The organism is Thauera sp. JM12B12 (genome assembly GCF_039614725.1).
GTDB lineage: Bacteria > Pseudomonadota > Gammaproteobacteria > Burkholderiales > Rhodocyclaceae > Thauera.
This window is the reverse complement of the sequence record NZ_CP154859.1, coordinates 429,602-450,344: the sequence shown is the minus strand read 5'-3', so window position 1 is coordinate 450,344 and position 20,743 is coordinate 429,602. Positions and strand designations below refer to the sequence as shown.

Annotated in this window: 16 protein-coding genes and 1 riboswitch; of the genes, 5 read left to right on the top strand and 11 right to left on the bottom strand. The window is 68.4% G+C overall.

Annotated features, from left to right (window positions below; translation table 11 throughout):
• Positions 1-28 precede the first annotated feature (28 nt).
• From AAG895_RS01935 to bamE, 4 genes are all read right to left on the bottom strand, one after another.
• Positions 29-2,512, bottom strand: coding sequence for a TRAP transporter fused permease subunit (locus AAG895_RS01935; protein ID WP_345793884.1), 2,484 nt, complete (start codon positions 2,510-2,512; stop codon positions 29-31).
• A gap of 17 nt (positions 2,513-2,529) precedes the next feature.
• A complete protein-coding gene (gene metH, locus AAG895_RS01930) occupies positions 2,530-6,279 on the bottom strand; it encodes a methionine synthase (RefSeq protein ID WP_345793883.1) in 3,750 nt (1,249 codons plus the stop codon).
• A 76-nt stretch (positions 6,280-6,355) separates the two neighbouring features.
• A riboswitch (S-adenosyl-L-homocysteine riboswitch) is annotated at positions 6,356-6,430 on the bottom strand.
• 167 nt (positions 6,431-6,597) lie between these two features.
• Positions 6,598-7,221 (bottom strand): hypothetical protein, encoded by a 624-nt coding sequence (locus AAG895_RS01925; RefSeq protein ID WP_345793882.1) that lies wholly within the window; start codon positions 7,219-7,221, stop codon positions 6,598-6,600.
• 13 nt (positions 7,222-7,234) lie between these two features.
• On the bottom strand, positions 7,235-7,726 hold the full coding sequence (bamE, locus tag AAG895_RS01920; protein ID WP_345793881.1) for an outer membrane protein assembly factor BamE: 492 nt from the start codon (positions 7,724-7,726) through the stop codon (positions 7,235-7,237).
• 515 nt (positions 7,727-8,241) lie between these two features.
• Between bamE and AAG895_RS01915 the strand changes: the two genes are divergently transcribed.
• From AAG895_RS01915 to AAG895_RS01900, 4 genes are all read left to right on the top strand, one after another.
• Positions 8,242-9,270, top strand: coding sequence for an amino acid ABC transporter substrate-binding protein (locus AAG895_RS01915; RefSeq protein WP_345793880.1), 1,029 nt, complete (start codon positions 8,242-8,244; stop codon positions 9,268-9,270).
• Positions 9,271-9,358: 88 nt separating this feature from the next.
• Positions 9,359-10,543, top strand: coding sequence for an amino acid ABC transporter permease (locus AAG895_RS01910; RefSeq protein ID WP_345793879.1), 1,185 nt, complete (start codon positions 9,359-9,361; stop codon positions 10,541-10,543).
• Between the two features lie 15 nt (positions 10,544-10,558).
• Complete coding sequence (locus tag AAG895_RS01905; RefSeq protein WP_345793878.1) at positions 10,559-11,656, top strand: amino acid ABC transporter permease; 1,098 nt, start codon at positions 10,559-10,561, stop codon at positions 11,654-11,656.
• A 54-nt stretch (positions 11,657-11,710) separates the two neighbouring features.
• Positions 11,711-12,439 (top strand): amino acid ABC transporter ATP-binding protein, encoded by a 729-nt coding sequence (locus AAG895_RS01900; protein WP_345795355.1) that lies wholly within the window; start codon positions 11,711-11,713, stop codon positions 12,437-12,439.
• A gap of 93 nt (positions 12,440-12,532) precedes the next feature.
• Here AAG895_RS01900 and AAG895_RS01895 read toward each other — a convergent pair whose 3' ends face one another.
• From AAG895_RS01895 to AAG895_RS01875, 5 genes are all read right to left on the bottom strand, one after another.
• Complete coding sequence (locus tag AAG895_RS01895) at positions 12,533-13,738, bottom strand: ABC transporter substrate-binding protein (RefSeq protein ID WP_345793877.1); 1,206 nt, start codon at positions 13,736-13,738, stop codon at positions 12,533-12,535.
• Positions 13,739-13,825: 87 nt separating this feature from the next.
• Complete coding sequence (locus AAG895_RS01890; protein ID WP_345793876.1) at positions 13,826-14,770, bottom strand: branched-chain amino acid ABC transporter permease; 945 nt, start codon at positions 14,768-14,770, stop codon at positions 13,826-13,828.
• Positions 14,770-15,639 carry a branched-chain amino acid ABC transporter permease gene (locus AAG895_RS01885; RefSeq protein ID WP_345793875.1) on the bottom strand — a complete coding sequence of 290 codons (870 nt, stop codon included), beginning with the start codon at positions 15,637-15,639 and terminating at the stop codon, positions 14,770-14,772. The genes AAG895_RS01890 and AAG895_RS01885 overlap by 1 nt, the downstream gene beginning before the upstream one ends.
• 15 nt (positions 15,640-15,654) lie before the next feature.
• Positions 15,655-16,359 carry an ABC transporter ATP-binding protein gene (locus tag AAG895_RS01880; protein WP_345793874.1) on the bottom strand — a complete coding sequence of 235 codons (705 nt, stop codon included), beginning with the start codon at positions 16,357-16,359 and terminating at the stop codon, positions 15,655-15,657.
• Entirely contained in the window at positions 16,359-17,198 is an 840-nt protein-coding gene (locus AAG895_RS01875) for an ABC transporter ATP-binding protein (protein ID WP_345793873.1), read from the bottom strand. The genes AAG895_RS01880 and AAG895_RS01875 overlap by 1 nt, the downstream gene beginning before the upstream one ends.
• 270 nt (positions 17,199-17,468) lie before the next feature.
• Here AAG895_RS01875 and AAG895_RS01870 point away from each other — a divergent pair, with 270 nt between their 5' ends.
• Positions 17,469-17,861, top strand: coding sequence for a rhodanese-like domain-containing protein (locus AAG895_RS01870; RefSeq protein WP_345793872.1), 393 nt, complete (start codon positions 17,469-17,471; stop codon positions 17,859-17,861).
• 3 nt (positions 17,862-17,864) lie between these two features.
• On the opposite strand, the gene AAG895_RS01865 is transcribed toward AAG895_RS01870, so the two are convergent.
• On the bottom strand, positions 17,865-19,061 hold the full coding sequence (locus AAG895_RS01865; RefSeq protein ID WP_345793871.1) for a multidrug effflux MFS transporter: 1,197 nt from the start codon (positions 19,059-19,061) through the stop codon (positions 17,865-17,867).
• A gap of 65 nt (positions 19,062-19,126) precedes the next feature.
• On the bottom strand, positions 19,127-20,641 hold the full coding sequence (locus AAG895_RS01860; RefSeq protein ID WP_345793870.1) for a YifB family Mg chelatase-like AAA ATPase: 1,515 nt from the start codon (positions 20,639-20,641) through the stop codon (positions 19,127-19,129).
• Between the last annotated feature and the right edge of the window lie 102 nt (positions 20,642-20,743).

The window sequence follows — 20,743 nt, the reverse complement described above, 5'->3', positions numbered from 1 at the left end:
CCGCATCGGGCCACCGCGCCCGCGCCCCTCACCGGGTGGCGAGCCGGCGGCGCTGTCGGCGCCAGACCCAGGCGACGAGCGCCAGCGCGAGCCCGTACAGCCACTGCACAGAGGGTCCGCCCCGTTCGCGCTCGACCGCCACCAGGCGATCGCCCACCCTGACGCCGACCCGCTCCGCCGGGCTGCCGAAGGCGACCTCGGCCACCCGCGCACCCGATGCCTCGCGCACCAGCCGCATGCCATGCGCCTCGAAGCGCGCGGACCACGACGGCGTCGCCGCGGCCGGCAGCATCACGACCCGCAATGCGGGCGTCTCCGCTTCGACGGCGCGCTCGAACACCAGGCGAAGCTGTGCGCCCTCGGCGGCGCGCTCGATCACCGTCGCCATCTCCCCGCCCTCCGCGCGCTGGTAGGCGGGCCGCAGCGGCTCGACGAACATGCCCGGGTGAAAGAACAGGAACGACGCCAGAAGCAGGGTCAGGCGCTCGGCCACCGTCGTCTTCATCAGCAGCCAGGCCTGGTTGAAGCAGATGAACACGAAGCCGCCCAGGGTCGCCGCGGCAACCGTGAGTGCGGCGTGCAGCGGATGATCGACACCGATCAGCAGGAGCTGCGGATTGAAGACGAACATGAAGGGCAGCACCGCCATCCGCATCGAATAGCGAAAGGCGCGCACGCCGGTCTGCAGCGGATTGGCCCCGGCGATGCTGGCCGCCGCGTGCGACGCCAGGCCGCCCGGTGGCAGCACATCGGCCAGCAGGCCGAAATAGAACACGAACAGATGCGCGGCGATGAGCGGCACCGGCTGGCCATACTGCGCGCCCAGGGTGACGATCGTCGGCGCCATCAGCGCCGACACCACGATGTAGTTCGCGCTGGTGGGCAGGCCCATGCCCAGGATCAGGCACACCATCGCCACGAGGACGAGCACCATCAGCATGCTGCCGCCGGCGAGCACCCCGACGACCTCCGTCATCACCAGGCCGATGCCGCTCAGCGCCCCTACGCCGACGACCACCCCGGCAGCGGCAGTCGCCACCGCGACCACCAGCATGCCGCGTGCCCCGGCGTAGACGCCGTCGAGAAGCTCGGCCACACCCTGCCGCCAGGCCGGGCGCAGCGCCGCGCGCGGCTGGCCGCGCAGCAGCACCAGCAGCGGCCGCTGGGTGAGCACGATGACCGCGAGCAGCGCAAGCGCCCAGAACACCGAGAACGCGGGCGCTGCCCGTTCGACCACCAGGTTCCACACCAGCAGACCGACCGGCAGCAGGAAATACAGGCCCGCGCGCAAGACCTCGGCGGGCGGACTCGGCGGGCCGTCCGCGGATGCCGGAAGGGGTACCGGCAAGGCGCCGCGCGCGGCGAAGCGCAGCAGCAGCGGATACGCGGCGAGGAGCGCGCCCGCCACCGCCAGCGCCCCCGCCTCCGGCACCGTCGCGCGCACCAGCGGCACCAGCATGGCGAGCACGGCCAGCGCAGCGGCGCCGCGTGCCAGGCCGGCCAAGATACGGCGCAGCGAGACCTGCCAGCGCACGCGCGGACGCGGCAGCCCCTCGAGCCCCGCCTTGACCGCCTCCAGATGCACGATGATCAGCAGGCCCACATAGGCCACCAGCGCCGAGATCAGCGCGTGGCGCAGCACGTCCATGTAGGGAATGCCCACCGACTCCACCATGAGGAAGGCCGCCGCCCCCATCACCGGCGGCATGACCTGGCCGTTGACCGAAGAGGCAACCTCGATCGCGGCCGCCTTGTCGGGCGCATAGCCGACGCGCTTCGCGAGCGGGATCGTGATCGGCCCGGTCGACACCACATTGATCACCGACGCCCCGGAGAACAGCCCGGTCGCCGCCGACACGGCCACGGCCGCCTTCGCCGGACCGCCGCGCATGTGGCCGACGAGCGCAAGCGCGCTGCGCATGAAGAAGGCGCCCCCCCCTCCGCACTCGAGCAAGGCGCCGAACAGCACGAACAGGAAGATGAACTCGGCCGAGATGCCGAGCGCAACACCGAACACTGCATCCGTGCCCAGCCACAGCCGGTCCATCATGTGCACGAGCGAGGCGCCCTTGTGCGCGATCAGGTCCGGGGCGAGCGGGCCGAGCTGGACGTAGGCGAGCAGGACCAGCAGGAAGACCAGCAGCGGCCAGCCGAGGAGGCGTCGCACCGCCTCGAGCAGCAACACCAGCCCGCCGAGCGCGACCGCGACGTCGATCGCCCATGGGTCGCCCGGGCGAGCGCTGAGCGGGGTGTAGAAGAGGAATCCATAGGCGGCGCAGAGCGCTGCCGCCCCCCCGAGCGCAGGGTCGAGCCGGCGCGCGATCGACGACGACGCATGCGCGGGCACCAGCAGGAAGCACAGCAGCAGCGCGAAGGCCAGATGGATCGAGCGCAGCTGCCCGACGGCGAATTGACCGACGCCGAGGCTCAGCGGCAGCGGCGAAGCCACCCAGAGCTGGAACAGCGTCCACAGGATGGCGACCCGGGCCGCGAGCGCCGTCGTCGACGGCACGCGCCGGGTCGCATCGGTCACAGCAGCGGCGCGAGCCAGCGTGCCGCTTCGTCCACGTCCATGCCGGTACGGCGCGCCCAGTCCTCGAGCTGGTCGCGGCCGATCCTGGAGATGGCGAAGTAGTGGCTTTCGGGGTGGGCGAAATAGAAACCGCTCACCGCCGCCGCCGGCATCATCGCGTAGCTCTCGGTCAGTTCCATGCCGGCATTGTGCCGCGCATCGAGCAGCTCGAACAACGCACCCTTGACGGTATGGTCCGGGCAGGCTGGATAACCCGGTGCCGGACGGATGCCGCGGTACTGCTCGGCGATCAGCGCCGCGTTGTCGAGCGTCTCGTCGGCGGCGTAGCCCCAGCACTCGCGGCGCACGCGCTCGTGCAGCCATTCGGCGCAGGCCTCGGCAAGGCGGTCGGCGAGGCTCTTGAGCATGATCGCGTGGTAGTCGTCGTGCGCGGCCTCGAACTCGGCGACCCGGGCCTCGATGCCCAGGCCGGCGGTCACCGCGAAGGCGCCCACCCAGTCCGGCACACCGGAATCCTTCGGCGCGACGAAGTCGGCCAGGCACCAGTGCGGCTTGCCGGCCGGGCGCTCGTGCTGCTGGCGCAGACCGTGCCACACCATGGCGAGGTGCTTGCGGTCCTCGCCGGTGTAGAGCTCGATGTCGTCGCCCACCGCGTTGGCGGGGAACAGGCCGAACACCGCCTTCGCCTGCAGCCACCCGTCGGCGACGATCTTCTCGAGCATGGCCTTGCCGTCGGCGAACACGTTGCGCGCGGTCTCGCCCACCACCTCGTCGTCGAGGATGGCGGGGAAGCGGCCGGCGAGGTCCCAGGTCTGGAAGAAGGGACCCCAGTCGATGTAGTCGACCAGCTCGCCGAGCTCGACGTCGATCGCCTGCACGCCGAGCATGTTGGGGCGCGGCGGCTGGTAGGGGGCGTAGCCGGCCTGGTGGGCGGTGCTGCAGGCGGCCACGCGTTCGGCGCTCCAGTCGGTACGGAAGGCGTTGGCGCGCGCGGCCTCGAGGCTCACGAGCTGCACACCCTTCTTGTTGGCGTGCAGGGCGCGGATCTTCTCGTAGTCGGCGGCGACCTCGGCCTTGAAGGCCTCGCTCTGGCCTTCGGACAGCAGCGCGGTGACCACGCCCACCGCGCGCGAGGCGTCCGGCACATACACCACCGGCTGGTCGTAGTGCGGCGCGATCTTGATCGCGGTGTGGTTGCGGCTGGTGGTGGCGCCGCCGATCAAGAGCGGCACGGAAAAGCCCTGGCGCTTCATCTCGGCGGCGACGTGGCTCATCTCCTCGAGCGAGGGCGTGATCAGCCCGGACAGGCCGATCGCCTGCGCGCCGTGTTCCTTGGCCGCTTCCAGGATCTTCGCTGCCGGCACCATCACGCCGAGGTCGATCACCTCGTAGCCGTTGCAGCCGAGCACCACGCCGACGATGTTCTTGCCGATGTCGTGCACGTCGCCCTTGACCGTCGCCATGATGATGCGGCCCTTGCTGCTGGCGCCGGTGCGCAGCTTCTCGGCCTCGATGTAGGGGATCAGGTGGGCGACCGCCTGCTTCATCACGCGCGCCGACTTCACCACCTGGGGCAGGAACATCTTGCCCGCGCCGAAGAGGTCGCCGACCACGCTCATGCCCGCCATCAGCGGACCCTCGATCACCGCCAGCGGCGGCTTGCCCTCGGCCTCGAGCTTGGCGCGCACCTCCTCGGTGTCGGCAACGACGAACTCGGTGATGCCCTTGACCAGCGCGTGGCTCAAGCGCTCTTCCACCGACCACGCGCGCCAGGCGAGGTCCTGGGTGGATTCCCTGGCCTGGCCCTTCACCGTCTGCGCCAGCTCGACCAGCGCCTCGCCCGCCCCGGGCTTGCGGTTCATCACCACGTCCTCGACCTTGTCGCGCAGCACCGGGTCGAGCTCGTCATACACGCCGAGCTGGCCGGCGTTGACGATGCCCATCGACAGGCCGGCCTTGATCGCGTGGTACAGGAACACGGTGTGGATCGCCTCGCGCACCGGGTCGTTGCCGCGGAAGCTGAAGCTGACGTTCGACACCCCACCCGAGGTCTTGGCGTACGGCAGGTTGTCCTTGATCCACGCCACCGCGTTGATGAAGTCGACCGCGTAGTTGTCGTGCTCCTCGATGCCGGTGGCGATGGCGAAGATGTTGGGGTCGAAGATGATGTCTTCGGGCGGGAAGCCGGCGCCGCCCTCGGCGACGGGCTTCGTCAGCAGCCTGTAGGCGCGCTCGCAGATCTCGGTCTTGCGGCGGAAGGTGTCGGCCTGGCCCTGCTCGTCGAAGGCCATCACGATCACCGCGGCGCCGTAGCGGCGCGCCAGACGGGCCTGGCGCAGGAACTCGGCCTCGCCCTCCTTCATCGAGATCGAGTTGACCACGCCCTTGCCCTGGATGCACTTGAGGCCGGTCTCGATCACCGACCACTTCGACGAGTCGAGCATGATCGGCACGCGCGAGATGTCGGGCTCGGAGGCGATGAGCTTGCAGAAGCGCTCCATGGCGGCGACCGAATCGAGCATCGCCTCGTCCATGTTGATGTCGATGACCTGGGCGCCGTTCTCGACCTGCTGGCGCGCCACCGCGAGCGCGTCGTCGAAGCGGCCCTCGAGGATCATGCGCGCGAAGGCCTTGGAGCCGGTGACGTTGGTGCGCTCGCCGACGTTGACGAAGAGCGCATCGCTGCCGACGTTGAAGGGTTCCAGGCCCGACAGGCGCAGCTTCTTCTCCAGCACCGGCACGGCGCGCGGGGCAAGGCCCGCGACCGCCTGCGCGATCGCCGCGATGTGCGCCGGGGTGGTGCCGCAGCAGCCGCCGACGATGTTCACCAGCCCGCTCTGCGCCCACTCGCGGATCTCGCCGGCGAGGTGCTCGGGCGTCTCGTCGTAGCCGGTGGGCGACAGCGGGTTGGGCAGGCCGGCGTTGGGGTGGGCGGACACGTGGGTGTCGCAGACATTGGACAGCTCCTCCACGTACTGGCGCAGCTGGTCGGCGCCGAGCGCACAGTTGAGGCCAAAGCTGATCGGCTGCGCGTGGCTGAGCGAGTTCCAGAAGGCTTCCGCGGTCTGGCCCGACAGCGTGCGACCGGAGGCGTCGGTGATCGTGCCGGAGATCATCACCGGCCATCGCCTGCCGAGGTCGTCGAAGAGCTTCTCGATCGCGAACACCGCGGCCTTGGCGTTGAGGGTGTCGAAGATGGTCTCGATCAGCAGGATGTCTGCACCGCCTTCGAGCAGACCCCTGGCCGAGTCGTAGTAGTCGTCGACCAGCGCGTCGAACGTGATGTTGCGGTAGCCCGGGTCGTTCACATCGGGCGAGATCGACAGCGTGCGCGAGGTCGGCCCCAGCACGCCGGCGCAGAAGCGCGGCTTGGCGGGGTTCCTCGCGGTGTATTCGTCGCACAGCTGGCGCACCAGTCGCGCACCCTCGACGTTGAGCTCGTAGGCCAGCGTCTCGAGCCCGTATTCGGCCTGCGACACCCGGGTGGCGTTGAAGGTGTTGGTCTCGACGATGTCCGCCCCGGCCTCGAGGTAGGCGCGATGGATGCCGGCGATCACGTCCGCGCGCGTGAGCACGAGCAGGTCGTTGTTGCCCTTGAGGTCCTTGGGGTGATCGAGGAAGCGCGCGCCGCGGTAGTCGGTCTCGCCCAGCTTCTCCTGCTGGATCATCGTGCCCATCGCGCCATCCAGGATCAGGATGCGCTCGGCGAGAAGCTGGCGGAGTTCGATGCTGCGATCGGCTTGCATGGCTGGGTCCTCGGTCGGTCGACGGTCGCCGGGCAACGCCACGCACAAAAGCGAACGGCGCCACAAACCGGCTGATGGTTTGTGAGCGCCGTTGATCGGTTGCCGAGCCTGGCCCGCACAGGATCGGTGGGTCGCAGCGCTCCTCGGCAAGGCCGCGATTCTAGCCCTTGTCGCGCGCCACTGCCAAGGCTGCACCTGGAGCAATCGCACGAAGGCCCCGTGGGAGCGGGCTTGCCCGCTAAAAGGGCCCCCGTGGGCGCCGATTCGGGGGCAAGCCCGCTCCCCCACAGCACCCCCTCGCTACGCATGGGAAACCGGCTACCAGAACCCGGGATACGCGAACGGATGCGGGTAGAAGGGTCGCGGATAGCCCCACCATCCGCCCCAGCCCCAGGGATAGCCGTAGTAGCCGCCCCAGCCGCCGAGCACCGCGCCATCGCGCGGGAAGACATAGGTCTGGCTGGTGCGCAGGACCTTGCCGTCGACGAAATGCACATTGAACAGCGTCGCGACGCCTGGTCCGTCGTTGCGGATGTTCCAGTCCCACACCTCCTCGCCCGAGTTGCGGAAGCGCTGCTCCGAGCGATGCGTGCCGAGCAGGCGCGAGACCTGCTCCTTGTCCATGCCGCGCTCGACGCGGGCGAGGTTCTCGGGCGCGAGCGCGTCCCACTGGCGCAGCACGATCCCGCCCTGATCCACCTGCACCATCAGGCAGGTTCGCCCATTGGGCTGGGTGGAATACTCCAGCGTGGTGGTGCCGTCGTCATTGCTCCAGCGCCGCGTCGGCTCGCCGCGCGCGGACAGGGCCTCGGCCTCGGTGGTGTAGGGGCGCGGCGGCTCGAAGCTGGCGCAACCGGCGAGCACCCCGGCCAGCAGCAGGAGCAGGAACCCGCCCGACGCATGGCGCAGGCGACGCGAAAACAGACTGATGCGGGAAAACATCTCGACCTCCCGTCTAGCGCTTGTACTGGGTATAGCGTCCGGTGCCCGTGACCCGGCCCTCGTTGTTGAACGAGACCGTGAAGAAGACCGCATCGCTGGTGCCGTCGGGCCCATGCGAGATCCGCCACTCCCAGACCGTCTCCTGCTTGAGCTGGAAGAACTGGCTGGACGCCGGTTTGCCGAGCAGGCGACGGACCTGGTCGCCGTTCATGCCGTGTTGGACCCGGGCGAAGGTCTCCTCGTTCAGCACCTGGTCGATCTGGCGCAGGATCTGGTCCGGACCGATCGTGATCATGAAGCACTCGATGCCCTGCGGCTGGCGGCTGAACTCCCAGGTCAGCGAGCCGTCCTCGTTGCGCCATTCCATGTGCGGCGGACCGAAGCGCTCGCGCACCTCCTGCGCGGTCGAGACTCCGGGCTGGAGTTCCTTCACATTGATGTAATCGCAGGCGGTGATGCCGATCGCTGACAACAGGCCGCAGATCCAGGCTAGCAGGCGCTTCATGGTGACTCCGGTTGAACCGCAACGGGCGCGCGACTGCACCCGCGCGACGTCGCCGAGGATCGGTCAGGCGCACGCGCAAATCAAGCGGGCGGTGGTGAATGTTTGCAAGAACGCACGCGGCGCGGGCTCCCCGGCGACATATTGCGTTGCATCGCCCGCGCCGTGCGCGCGGCGGCGGCCCAAGCCTGCCCCACCCCCACGGTGGGCGCCCGAATACGGTTCAGCGCCGCGCGTTCATGCACCAATACGGGAGGCTCGCGCCCCTCCTGCGCCCGCGCATCACCCCCTTCCTTTTTCATATCAGACACTTATTGCATCGCATCAATTTCGGCACGGTTTCTGCTTCCAACGGGGCGGGGCGTCATCTCGACAGGCCTCCGTAGTTTCCCTATCGGCCTTGCGGGAGCCCGCCTGCAGACGAAATACTGCTCCACGCGGTCCGGAACACACGGCCCCCGCGGCCCGTTGGCACGCCCCAGCAAAGTCGAAACCCCAAAACCTTTCGGAGGTGTTTGATGAAGCCTGTAAGAACCGTAGCCCTGTCCATTCTCGCCGCCACGACGCTGGGTCTGTCGACCCAGGCCAGCGCAGGCAGCACACTCGATGCCGTCATGAAGAAGGGGCATGTGCAGTGCGGCGTCAGCGATGGCCTGCCGGGCTTCTCCTATACCGACGCGCAGGGCAACCACAAGGGCATCGATGTGGACGTTTGCCGGGCCGTCGCCGCTGCCGTGTTCGGCGATGCGAGCAAGGTTCGCTTCACGCCGCTGACTGCCAAGGAGCGCTTCACTGCGCTGCAGTCGGGAGAGGTCGACATCCTGTCGCGCAATACGACCTGGACGAGCTCACGCGATGCCGGCATGGGCCTGCACTTCGCCGGGGTCACGTATTACGACGGCCAGGGCTTCCTCGTTAACAAGAAGCTCGGCGTGAAGAGCGCGAAGGAGCTCGACGGCGCTGCGGTCTGCATCCAGGCGGGCACGACGACCGAGCTCAACCTCGCGGACTACTTCCGCAGCAAGGGGATGAAGTACACCCCGATCACCTACGACAAGTCCGACGAGACCATCGTCGCGCTGGAGGCCGGCCGTTGCGACGTGCTCACCTCGGACCAATCGCAGCTTTACGCGCAGCGCATCAAGCTCGCCAACCCTGACGACTACGTGGTGCTCCCCGAAGTGATCTCCAAGGAGCCCCTGGGCCCGCTGGTGCGCCAAGGCGACGACGAGTGGTTCAACATCGTGCGCTGGACGCTGTTCGCTCTCCTCAACGCAGAGGAGGCCGGCATCACGTCCGCCAACGTCGTGAAGGAGGCGGCAGGCTCGACCAACCCCGACGTCCGCCGCCTGCTCGGCGCCGATGGCGACTATGGCAAGGACCTGAAGCTCTCCAAGGACTGGGTGCTCAACATGGTCAAGCAGGTCGGCAACTACGGCGAGATGTTCGAGCGCAACGTCGGCATGGGCAGCGAGCTCAAGATCGCACGCGGCCAGAACGCGCTGTGGAACGCCGGCGGCCTGCAGTATGCGCCCCCGGTGCGCTGACACCGTCCGCTGACGCCTTCCGACCCGGACGCTGCAGGCGCGGCGTCCGGGTTCGACCGCAGCCCCACCTTCTCCGACCGAGCTCCGCATGCGCAATCCGGAAAGCAGCCCGCCGCAGCAGACCTCCATGCTCAACGACCCCAGGATACGGGGCATGGTGTTCCAGGTGCTCGCGATCGCGACCGTGGTCGCGGTCGGCTGGTACCTGTTCCACAACACGCAGTCCAACCTCGCGCAACGCGGCATCACCTCGGGGTTCGACTTCCTGGACAGCTCCGCCGGTTTCGGCATCCTGCAGTCGCTCATCCCCTACAGCGAGAGCGACACCTACGGCCGCGTCTTCCTCGTCGGCCTGCTCAACACGCTGCTCGTCGCCGTGCTCGGCATCATCCTGGCCACGGCGATCGGCTTCATCATCGGCATCGCGCGCCTGTCGCCGAACTGGTTGATGAGCCGCCTGGCCGCCATCTACATCGAAATCTTCCGCAACATTCCGCCGCTGCTGCAGATCTTCTTCTGGTACTTCGCGGTGCTGCGGACCATGCCGGGGCCCCGCCAGAGCCACGCACTCGGCGACACGATCTTCCTGAACATACGCGGCCTCTACCTGCCCTCGCCGAGTGCGGCGGAAGGCTTCGGGATCTTCGTCACCGCGCTCGGCGTCGCCATCGTCGCCTGCATCGCGCTGGCGCGCTGGGCAAGGGTCAGACGGGAAGCGACCGGTCAGTCCTTTCCGCTGTTCGCGCTTTGCGCCGTGCTGATCATCGCGCTGCCCGCGGCGGCCATCGGTGTCGCCGGCGCCCCGCTGCAGTGGAGCGTTCCGGAGCTGGCGGGCTTCAATTTCCGCGGCGGCTGGGTGGTGATCCCGGAGCTGGTGGCGCTCACCCTGGCGCTATCGATCTACACCGCCGCGTTCATCGCCGAAATCGTTCGCTCGGGCATCCAGTCCGTCAGCCACGGCCAGACCGAAGCTGCCCGCTCGCTGGGGCTGCGCCCGGGGCCGACGCTGCGCCTGGTCATCCTGCCGCAGGCGATGCGGGTGATCATCCCGCCGCTCACCAGCCAGTACCTCAACCTGGTCAAGAACTCGTCGCTCGCCGCTGCGATCGGCTACCCGGACCTCGTCTCCGTGTTCGCGGGCACTGCGCTCAACCAGACCGGGCAGGCGATCGAGACCATCGCCATAACGATGTCCGTCTATCTGGCGATCAGCCTCGCGATCTCGGTCCTGATGAACATCTACAACAAGCGCATCGCGCTGGTCGAACGCTGAGGGGGCGACACGCCGATGAGCACCACACACCACTTCAAGCCCAGCCTGCCACCGCCCGCGATGTCGGTCGGCGTCGCCGGCTGGCTGCGTGCCAACCTTTTCTCGAGCCCCTTCAACACCCTGCTCACGCTCGTCTCGGTCTGGCTGCTTTGGCTGATGGTACCGCCCGCGCTGAACTGGGCCTTCTTCGATGCCACCTGGAGCGGCACGAGCCGCAACGACTGCAGCGCGGGCGGCGCCTGCTGGGTCTTCATCCAGAGCCGGTTCAGCCAGTTCATGTACGGCTTCTATCCGTCAGAGCTGCGCTGGCGGGTGGACCTCACGGTGATGTTGGCCGTCGTTGGCGCCGCGCCCCTGTTCATCCGCACGATGCCCAAGAAGTGGGTCTACGGGGTGGGCTACCTGCTCGTCTATCCCTGGCTCGCGTTCTGGCTGCTCTATGGCGGGCCGGGCCTGGACATCGTCGAGACCAGCCAATGGGGCGGCCTGATGCTGACCCTGGTGATCGCGGTGGTCGGCATCGCCGGCGCGATGCCCATCGGCATCCTGCTCGCGCTCGGCAGACGTTCGGACATGCCGGCGATCCGGGTGATCTGCGTCACTTTCATCGAGTTCTGGCGCGGCGTGCCGCTCATCACGGTGTTGTTCATGTCCTCGGTGATGCTGCCGTTGTTCCTGCCCGAGCAGGTCAGCATCGACAAGCTGCTGCGCGCGCTCATCGCCGTCACGCTCTTCGAAGCCGCATATATCGCGGAAGTGGTGCGGGGCGGCCTGCAGGCCATCCCCAAGGGACAGTACGAGGCGGCACGCGCGCTCGGGCTCGGCTACTGGCGGGTCATGGGCCTGGTCATCCTTCCACAGGCGCTCAAGCTGGTGATCCCGGGCATCGTCAACACCTTCATCGCCCTGTTCAAGGACACCAGCCTGGTGATCATCATCGGACTGTTCGACCTCTTCAACAGCATCCACCAGGCGACCGTCGACCCCGCATGGCTCGGCTTCTCCACCGAGGGCTACGTCTTCGCCGCAGCGGTGTACTGGATCTTCTGCTTCGGCATGTCGCGCTATTCGATGCGCCTCGAGCGCCGCCTGCATACCGGACACAAACGATAGGACCTTCCCAGCATGACCGAGAATACGAACACGCACCTCCTCGGCGAGGACGTCATGATCCGCATGGAGGGTGTAAACAAGTGGTACGGCGAATTCCACGTTCTCAAGGACATCGACCTCGCCGTCCGGCAGGGTGAGCGCATCGTGCTGTGCGGCCCCTCCGGCTCGGGAAAGTCGACCACGATCCGCTGCATCAACCGGCTCGAGGAACACCAGAAGGGCCGCATCGTGGTCGACGGCGTCGAGCTCACCTCGGATCTCAAGCATATCGAGGCCATCCGCCGCGAGGTCGGCATGGTCTTCCAGCACTTCAACCTGTTCCCGCACCTCACCGTGCTGCAGAACTGCACGCTGGCGCCGATGTGGGTGCGCAACATGCCCAAGCGCGAGGCCGAAGAAGTGGCCATGCACTACCTCGAGCGGGTGCGCATTCCGGAGCAGGCGGGCAAGTACCCCGGTCAACTCTCGGGCGGCCAGCAGCAGCGGGTCGCGATTGCGCGCGCGCTGTGCATGAAGCCGAAGATCATGCTGTTCGACGAACCCACCTCGGCGCTCGACCCGGAGATGGTCAAGGAAGTGCTCGACACGATGATCCAGCTCGCCGAGAGCGGCATGACGATGCTGTGCGTGACGCACGAGATGGGCTTCGCGCGCACGGTGGCCGACCGCGTCATCTTCATGGACCGCGGCGAGATCATCGAGGAGGCGCCACCGGAGACCTTCTTCGCCAATCCGCAGAACGAGCGCACCAAGACCTTCCTCGGCCAGATCCTCAATCACTGACCCGGGCCGGCGCTCGAGCGACGCCCGAATGAAACAGGGCCGGCCCGGGTTGCCCCGGCCGGCCCTTGCGCACTCCGCCGCGCTGCGGATGCCTTACTTCATGTCGGCGATCGACTCGTAGCCCGTGCCGCTGACCTTGAAGAAGGCGTACGTGCCCGGCACGTCGCCGGCAGCATCGAACTCGTGGTCGCCGCCGGCGCCCTTGTAGTCGATGTCCTTGCCCTCGGCGATCAGTTTCTTGGCCTTGGCCCACTCGCCGGCGAGGATCGGCTCGCCCGGCGCGCTCGCCACCGCGCGCAGCGACTCGGCCAGCTTGCCCTTGTCGCCGCCGGCCTTCTCGATCGCCAGCGCGGCGAGGAAGGCCGCGTCATACGAGGTGGTGGCGAACACGGCGTCGATGTTCTCGCCCGCCGCCTTGTAGGCCTTGTTGAAGTTGTCCAGCGAGGCCGAGGCTTCGCCCACCGGCGCGGAGACGAAGAAGCCACCGAGGTTCTGCGCCCCGATCGACTTCACCAGGCCCTCGGACTTCATGCCGTCGGCGCCGACGAAGGTCTTGAAGAAATTGTTCTCGAGCGCCTGGCGCAGCAGGGTGAGGCCGGTGCCATCGCCGTAGTCGAAGATGATGAGCGTGTCGGCGCCACCGCGGGCGAGCGCAGCCAGCTCGGAGCGGTAGGAAGCCTTGCCCTCCTCGTGGCCGGAGTAGCCGGCGAGGGTGCCGCCATTGGCTTCGAACTCGGCCTTGAAGGATTCGGCCAGGCCCTTGCCGTAGTCGTTGTTGAGGTAGGCCACCGCCACCTTGTCGATGCCGCGCGCCTTCAGCGTGCGCGCGAGCGCCCGGCCCTGGTAGTCGTCGGACGGCAGGGTGCGGAAGACGAGGTCCTTGTCCTTGAGCTTGGTGATCTCGGGCGAGGTGCCCGAGGGGGTGATCATCAGCACGCCGGCGGGGATGGTCACCGAGTTCGCCGACGCGAGCACCGCGCCCGAGCAGGCCGGACCGACCACCGCGATCACGCGGTCGATGTTCACCGCCTTGGTGGCGACGTCGGTGGCGTTCTGCGGGTTGCATGCGCTGTCGCCGAGCACGACCTCGAGCTTGCCGCCGTTGAGGATGCCGCCCTGCTCGTTGACATGCGTGACGGCCAGTCGTGAAGCGGCCGCCATCGGCGGGGCGAGCGCCGCGATCGGACCCGAGATGGCGGACATCAGGCCGATCTTGACGTTCTGTGCGTGGGCCGGCGCGGCAACGAGCGCGGCGCCGAGCAGGGTGCCGACCAGACCTGCGATTGCTTTCTTCTTCACCTTTTCACCTCCTGAATGTGCCGAAGCACCTGATGGTCGATTCGGGCCCGGGGCAGGCCCGCCACGAAGTTCCTGTTGCAGCGCAGCTCAGCGGTGCGGCGGCGAACCCGCCTGGCGCTCGGGCAGCAGGCCCTCGGGCCGGAAGCGGAGCACCAGTTGCAGCGTGAGACCGATGATGAACACGCGGGCGTACTTGGCCTGCACCGCGATCTCGGCGGGCAGGCGGTCGGTGAGCAGTTCGGAGACCGACCAGATGATCCAGATCAGCGCCGCGCCGAGGATGGCGCCGCGGTTGTTGCCGGAGCCCCCCAGGATCAGCATGATCCAGATCAGGAAGGTGGCGATCATCGGGTCGATCGCCTCGGGCGTGATCGAGCGGTTGAAGTGCACGAACAGCGCGCCGGCCAGGCCCATGAGCGCGGAACCGAAGACGAAGGCCTGCAGCCTGCGCGCCTCGACCTGCTTGCCCATCGCCGCGGCGGCGAGCTCGTTGTCGCGGATTGCGCGCATCATCCGCCCCCAGGGCGCCTTCACCTGGCGCTCGACGAGCAGGTAAGCGGCCAGCACCAGGGTGGCGACGATGGCCAGATAGGCGATCTGCGAGGGCATGTAGTCGAGGTCGCCGAAGGGGCGCGGCACGCCGGTGACACCGCGCACGCCGCCGGTGAGCCAGTCCTCGGTGCGGATCACCAGGCGGATGATCTCGGCGATGCCGATGGTGGCGATGGCCAGATAGTCGGAGCGGAAGCGCAGGCAGATCTTGCCGATCGGCCAGGCGATCAGACCCGCGGCCGCCATCGAGCCCAGCCAGCCCACCAGGAGCGGCAGCTCGTAGCCGCCCAGCCGTCCGCTCGCCGGCAGGCTGGTGAGCACCGCCGAGGTGTAGGCGCCGACCGCGAAAAAGCCCGCGATGCCGGCGTTAAACAGGCCGGTGAAGCCCCACTGGATGTTCAGCCCGAGCGCGAGCAGCGCGTAGATGCCGATCAGGATGGCCATGAAGACCGCGTAGTTGGCGAGACCGAGCAGATCCATCAGAGCACCTTGCCGTTGAGCAGGCCGCGCGGGCGGACGAGCAGGATCAGCAGCAGCAGCGCGAAGGCGGTGGCCGCCTTGTACTGCGCCGGCAGGATGAAGATCGACATCTCCTCGGCGATACCCACGATGAGGCCGCCGAGCACCGCGCCCTCGACGCGGCCGACGCCGCCGAGGATGGCGGCGGCGAACATCGGCAGCAGCACCTGCCAACCCATCATCGAGTCGAGCTCGGTGTTGATGCCGAGCATGAAGCCGGAGGCCGCGCACAGCGCGCCGACGATCGCCCAGGTCAGCATCGTGACCTTGCGGTTATCCACGCCCGACAGGCGCGCGAGATCAGGATTGTCCGACATCGCCCGCATCGCCTTGCCCCAGCGCGAATGGCCGAGGAAGAGCACCAGCCCGACCACGATCAGCACCACCGCGGCGAGCGTGTACAGCTCGCGGTCGCGCAGCAGGATGCCGAAGTAGTCGTCCGGGCGCACGATGCCGCTCGAGTAGGTGCGGGGATCCACGCCGAACACCACCTGCACCACCGAGCGCAGCATGAGGGCGACGCCGAGCGAAGCCATCACGGTGACGATCTTGGGACGCGCCTTGAGATAGTCGTAGAACACCTTGTCGACGCCGATCGACACCACCGCGACCACCGCCATCGCGATCGGCAGCGCAGTCCACGGGTCCATGCCGCCGGCGACGAGCGCGAGCGCGACGAAGGCGCCGAGCGTCGCCATGTCGCCATGGGCGAAGTGGGCGAAGCGCAGGATGCCGAACACCAGCGTGATGCCGATCGCGCCCACCGCGTAGATCGAGCCCAGCACGATGCCGGGCACGAGGTGGAAGTTGAGGAAATCCATGAAGGTCATGAGCGCCGGACTCCCTTAGCCGCCGAGGAACATCTCGGCCACCTCGCGATCCGCGAGCAGGGCCTGTCCGCTGCCCTCGTGGCGGTTGGCGCCGGTGGCGAGCACATAGCCGCGGTCGCAGAAGGCGAGCGCCTGCTTGGCATGCTGCTCGACGAGCAGGATGGAGACACCGGCGTCGCGCACGTCGCGGGTGATCTGGAAGATCTGTTCCATGTACTTGGGCGAGAGGCCGGCGGTGGGTTCGTCGAGCAGCAGCAGCTTGGGGTCGAGCATCAGCGCGCGGCCCATCGCCACCATCTGGCGCTGGCCGCCGGAGAGGTCCCCGGCGAGGTTCCTGCGCTTGGCCTTGAGGTCGGGAAAGAGGCCATACACGCGGTCATAGGCGGCGGAGAGGTCGCCGCGGCGCAGGAAGGCGCCCATCTCGAAGTTCTCGTGCACCGTCATCTCGCGGAACACGTTGTCCACCTGCGGCACGTAGCAGATGCCGCGCTGGACGATGCGGTCGGGCGCCCAGCCGGTGATCTCCTCGCCGTCGAACACGATGCTTCCGCCGCGGATGGTGAGCAGGCCGAACACGGACTTCATCGCGGTGGATTTGCCCGCGCCGTTGGGGCCGACGATGACCACGATCTCGCGCGCGCCCACCGTCATCGACACCCCGTGCAGGATGTCTGCGTCGCCGTAGCCGCCGCGCACGTCCTTCATGTCGAGGAGCACCATCACAGGTCCTCCCGATGCAGTTCCTGCTCGCGCAGCGCCTCGACCCTGGGGTCGTGCTCGGCGGCCTCGCGCTCGATCGCGGTCGGGGTCTCGCCGAGGTAGGCCTCGAGCACGCGCGCATCCGAGCGCACGGTCTGGAAGTCGCCCTCGATCAGCACCTTGCCCTCGGCCATGCACACCACCGGGTGGCACAGCTTCTCGATCATCTCCATGTCGTGTTCGATCAGGATGAAGGTGTAGCCGCGCTCGCGGTTGAGGATCAGGATCTTCTCCTCGAGCTTGCGCAGCAGGGTGCGGTTGACGCCGGCTGCGGGCTCGTCGAGCAGCACCAGCTTGGCTTCGGTCATCATCGTGCGGCCGAGCTCGAGCAGCTTCTTCTGCCCGCCGGAAAGGTTGCCCGCGCGCTCGTCGGCGACATGGGAGAGCTCGAGGAAGGCGAGCGTAGCGTCGGCCTTCTGCCGCACCGCCTCTTCGGCCGCACGCACCTTGCCGGCGGCGAACCAGTTGGCGAACAGGTTCTCGCCCGGCTGGCCGGGCGGCACCATCATCAGGTTCTCGCGCGCGGTGAGGTTGTGGAACTCGTGCGGGATCTGGAAGGTGCGCACCAGGCCCTTGTGGAAACGGGCGTCGGTCGGCAGTGCGGTGATGTCCTCGCCGAGGAAGCGGATCGCCCCCGCCGTCGGCTGCAGGGCACCGGCAATGAGGTTGAACAGCGTGGTCTTGCCCGCGCCGTTGGGGCCGATGAGGCCGAGGATCTCACCCTTGTCGACCTTCAGGGTGCAGCCGTCGACGGCGCGAAAGCCACCGAAGGCTTTGACCAGGCCATCCACTTCGAGCATAGCGTCGGAATTCCTTGCACCGGACCGGGCCGGCGAGGCCGGCGCAAAAACGGCGCCGCCCTGCGCATTCGCGAGCCGGCGCGCCAAAATGACCTGAAAACCAGGAAACATCAGAAGCGCCCAGTTTATAGCGGAAGCGCCAGGGCTGCGGCATCAGGGCCAACCAGTACAGCCCGACGACTGCGCCCTTCCACCTGCCCGCCGCGTCACGGAAGGCCACCATCGGTTGTTCAGAATATAATCCTGCGCCCAACGACAAGGAGACAGGCCGTGAAGCACATCACCCCGACCGAGGCGTACGAGCTGCTGCACTCCACCCCCGACGCCCTGCTCATCGATGTTCGCAGCGAGATCGAGTACCTTTTCGTCGGCCACCCGGTCGGCGCCATCCACGTGTCGTGGAACGACGGCCCGGACTGGGAAGTGAACCCGAACTTCATCGGAGAGGTGAAGAAGCTCGCCGGTAACGGCGGACACCGCCCGCTGGTGCTGATCTGCCGTTCGGGCAACCGCTCGGAGGTCGCCGGCAAGGCCCTGCTCGAGGCCGGCTTCACCACCGTCTACAACGTGATGTACGGCTTCGAAGGCGAGCTCGACGCCGACCACCACCGCAATTCGGTAAACGGCTGGCGCCACGACGGGCTGCCCTGGGAGCAGTGCTGAGCGTCAGCGCCGGGCCGGCGGCAGACGCAGCCACAGCAGCCAGGCAACGAGACCAGCGGCCGTGAACATCGCCATGCCGCCCGCCAGGCTGAGGGGACTCCCCCACAGCAGCGGCGCAGTCATGCCGGCGGTGACGGCGTTGAGGCCGATCTGCAGGAAGCTCTGGCAGCTCGAGGCCATGCCGCGCCGGGTCGGGAACAGCTCGAGCGCGAGCAGACTCATCGCCGGCATCGCAATCGACATGCCGCATGCGAACAGCCCGATCGGCAGCACCGACTGCGGCACGCCCGCCGGCATCAGACCGGACACGGCGAGGTTCAGGGCCAGCGCGAGGAACATCAGCGCGAAGCCGGTCGCCACCGTGCGCACCTGCGACCACCGCCCTGCAACCCGCTCGGACAGCATCGAGCCCAGCATCATGCCGGCCACCGCCGGACCGAACAGCCAGATGAAGCCGCCGCTGCCCAGGCCGAGGTGCTCGATGATGAACACGGGCGCCGACAGCACATACACGAAGAAGCCGTTGAAATTGAGCGCGATCGCTGCCGCCAGCAGCATGAAGGCCGGATGGGAGAACACGCCGGCGTAGCCGCGCAGCAGGTTCAACGGGTGCAGCGGCTGTCGTGACTCGACATCCAGGGTCTCCGGCAGGAAGCGCCACACCATCCAGCTCAGCAGTGCCCCGAAGGCCGCCAGGAAGACGAAGATCGAACGCCAGCCGGCAAGCGCCAGCAGTCCGGCACCGACCATCGGCGCCAGCGCCGGCGCCAGCGCGAAGATCAGCATCACCCGTGACATCAGGCGTTGCGCCTGCGGCCCGTCGTGCAGGTCGCGCACCACGGCGCGCCCGACCACCACCCCGGCGCCGCCGCTCACCCCCTGCAGCGCGCGTCCCACCCACAGCCACTCGATGCTCGGCGCCAGCGCACAGATCAGCGAGGCAAGCGCGAACAGCGCAGTGAGCGCCAGCAGCACGCGGCGACGACCGAAGCGGTCGGCGAGCGCACCATGCCACAGCACCATCAGTGCAAGCGCCGCCATGTAGACGGTGAGCGTCTGCTGCACCTCGAGCTGGGTGGCGGCGAGCGAGGCGGCGATGTGCGGAAACGCGGGCAGGTAGGCATCGATCGCGAACGGACCGATGGCGGAGAGCATCGCCAGCATGAAGGCGAGGCGGTCGGTGGAGGGATTGGAGCGCATGCAGGCCTTGTGAGCGGGAGAGGACGACGCGCCGGGGCCAGCCGGCAAGCTCGCCTACGGCGGCTTCAGCGGCCGTCGAGGCTGCGGCGGTACTGGATCGCCTCGGCGATGTGCGCGACGCCGGGGCGGGGCGCATCGACGAGGTCCGCAAGCGTGCGCGCCACCCGGAGCACGCGATGATACGCCCTCGCCGACAGCTGCAGCCGCTGCATGCTCTGCTGCAGCAGGCGATCCCCTCCCGCATCGGGGCGGCAGTGGCGTTCCACGTCGCCGGCGGACAGGTCGGCGTTGGCGCAGCCCTGGCGTGCGATCTGCACCGTGCGCGCATGCTCGACGCGGGCGCGAACGGCGGCCGAATCCTCGCCGGGTGCGCTGCCGGCGAGCGCCTCGGGCGCGATCGCCGGCACCTCCACGACGAGGTCGATGCGGTCGAGCAGCGGCCCGGACAGGCGGGCGCGGTAGCGCGCGACCTGGTCGGGCGTGCACCGGCAGTTGCGCTGGGGGTCACCATGGTGGCCGCAGGGACAGGGGTTCATCGCGGCGACGAGCTGGAAGCGGGCGGGAAATTCCGCCCGTCGGCGCGCCCGCGACACCGTGATCGTGCCGGTCTCGAGCGGCTCGCGCAGTGATTCGAGCACGCGGCGGTCGAATTCGGGCAGTTCATCCAGAAACAACACGCCGCGATGGGCAAGCGAAATCTCCCCCGGACGCGGCACCGCACCGCCACCGACCAGCGCCGCCGACGACGACGAATGGTGTGGTGCGCGAAACGGCCGTCGCCCCCAGTCGCGGATATCGAAGGCGCCCTCGATCGAGGCCACCGCGGCGGCCTCGATCGCCTCCTCCTCGCTCATCGGCGGCAGCACGCCGGGCAGGCGCTGCGCCAGCATCGACTTGCCGGCGCCCGGCGGGCCGAAGAGCAGCAGCGAATGACTGCCGCCCGCTGCCACCTCGAGCGCACGCCGCGCCTGCAGTTGTCCGCGCACATCGGCGAGGTCGGCCCCCTGCGCGCCCGCTGCGGCCGGCCGTGGCGCCGTCGAATCCGCGCGGCTCGTGGTTTCGATGGCGGTATGGCCATTGAGATGCGCACACACCGCGAGCAGGCTCGCCGCCGGCAGCACCTGGGCGCGCCGTGCCAGCGCCGCCTCGGCCGCGTTGCCTGCGGGCAGCACCAGACCGCGCGCCACCCGGGCCGCCGCGAGCGCCGCCGCCAGCACCCCGCGCACCGGGCGCAGATCGCCGTTCAGCGACAGCTCGCCACAGAACTCCAGCCCCTCGAGCAGACGCCCCGCGACCTGCCCCGAGGCCACCAGGATGCCGACCGCGATCGCCAAGTCGAAGCGCCCGCCCTCCTTCGGCAGGTCGGCAGGCGCCAGGTTGACGGTGATGCGGCGTTGGGGAAATTCGAACTGCGAGGACTGGATCGCCGCGCGCACACGATCGCGGGCCTCGCGCACCTCGGTGTCGGCCAGCCCGACCAGGCTGAATGCCGGCAGCCCGTTGGCGAGATGGACCTCGACCGTGACCTCGGGCGCGACGAGTCCTTCGAGCGCGCGGGTGCGCACGAGCGCGAGCGACATCTGCATCTCCTGACTGGGCGGGGCGCCAGTCTAGCGGAGACGCAGCTTATGACAAAGCGATTATCTGAAACGCATCGCACGGCGCCCCGTCCGGGCGCGGGG

Bases quoted from the DNA above. Each gene is read 5' to 3' on its own strand.
- bamE (WP_345793881.1), bottom strand. From the start codon at position 7,726: ATGAAGCGCCTGCTAGCCTGGATCTGCGGCCTGTTGTCAGCGATCGGC.
- AAG895_RS01860 (WP_345793870.1), bottom strand. From the start codon at position 20,641: ATGTCGCTCGCGCTCGTGCGCACCCGCGCGCTCGAAGGACTCGTCGCG.
- metH (WP_345793883.1), bottom strand. From the start codon at position 6,279: ATGCAAGCCGATCGCAGCATCGAACTCCGCCAGCTTCTCGCCGAGCGC.
- AAG895_RS01915 (WP_345793880.1), top strand. From the start codon at position 8,242: ATGAAGCCTGTAAGAACCGTAGCCCTGTCCATTCTCGCCGCCACGACG.
- AAG895_RS01910 (WP_345793879.1), top strand. From the start codon at position 9,359: ATGCGCAATCCGGAAAGCAGCCCGCCGCAGCAGACCTCCATGCTCAAC.
- AAG895_RS01885 (WP_345793875.1), bottom strand. From the start codon at position 15,639: ATGACCTTCATGGATTTCCTCAACTTCCACCTCGTGCCCGGCATCGTG.
- AAG895_RS01875 (WP_345793873.1), bottom strand. From the start codon at position 17,198: ATGCTCGAAGTGGATGGCCTGGTCAAAGCCTTCGGTGGCTTTCGCGCC.
- AAG895_RS01880 (WP_345793874.1), bottom strand. From the start codon at position 16,359: ATGGTGCTCCTCGACATGAAGGACGTGCGCGGCGGCTACGGCGACGCA.
- AAG895_RS01905 (WP_345793878.1), top strand. From the start codon at position 10,559: ATGAGCACCACACACCACTTCAAGCCCAGCCTGCCACCGCCCGCGATG.
- AAG895_RS01925 (WP_345793882.1), bottom strand. From the start codon at position 7,221: ATGTTTTCCCGCATCAGTCTGTTTTCGCGTCGCCTGCGCCATGCGTCG.
- AAG895_RS01900 (WP_345795355.1), top strand. From the start codon at position 11,711: ATGATCCGCATGGAGGGTGTAAACAAGTGGTACGGCGAATTCCACGTT.
- AAG895_RS01890 (WP_345793876.1), bottom strand. From the start codon at position 14,770: ATGGATCTGCTCGGTCTCGCCAACTACGCGGTCTTCATGGCCATCCTG.
- AAG895_RS01865 (WP_345793871.1), bottom strand. From the start codon at position 19,061: ATGCGCTCCAATCCCTCCACCGACCGCCTCGCCTTCATGCTGGCGATG.